General features: G+C 38.5%; 1 protein-coding gene. It reads right to left on the bottom strand.

Annotated features, from left to right (window positions below; all coding sequences use genetic code 11):
* On the bottom strand, positions 1-678 hold a 678-nt coding region (locus tag HRG09_RS28285; protein ID WP_174104097.1), incomplete at both ends, for a DPP IV N-terminal domain-containing protein.

Below are 678 nucleotides of genomic sequence, written 5' to 3'. Positions count from 1 at the left end.
AATATCAGCTTGCTCTAATGTACAAATTAATTTTCCATCTGTTGAACGTAAAACTGATTTAGGTGGCATATCTACACGCGAAAAAGTATCTATAAAAAAACAATAATCAGGAGAAACAGACACGTTATGCTCGGCATTCTCCGGGGTAAGGAGCACTAAGTTTGATCCATCTAGCCGAGCTCGATAAAGGTGCTGAAAATAAGGATCCCGTTCCGGTTCTCGGCCACCTGCAGTAAAATACACCCATCCTTCTTTTTCATCAACACCAATGAGTCGACGGACTGTCCAAGGTCCAGAGGTAATTCTATTTTTTAGTCTTCCTGTACGACTATCATAAAGATAAAGGTGTGACCAGCCGTCACGCTCGGAATGCCAAATAAAAGAGTTATCATGGCATAACCATTGGACATTTATACCTCCTTTTTCACTTTTAATGTTGTAGAGGTCTGTAAATAGGAATGTTTCACTTTTCTCCTTTAACAAAGTTTGAGTTTTACCAGTTTTTACATTAGCGACAACAAACTGCATAGATCGATAATCGCGAGCCATTTTTGTGAAATAAACAAAGTCGCTGTCATTTGTCCAATAAGCTGTTTGACAAATAGGACTGAGTGGTGAGAATAATCCAGTAATCATAGGTTCTGTATCCAATTGAATCATCGATTGCTGTTCAATATC

The organism is Bacillus sp. Xin1 (assembly GCF_013314535.1).
In the GTDB taxonomy this organism is placed as follows: domain Bacteria; phylum Bacillota; class Bacilli; order Bacillales; family Bacillaceae_G; genus Bacillus_A.
Note: the sequence above shows the minus strand (reverse complement) of the source record. Positions and strands in the feature narration are given on the sequence as shown.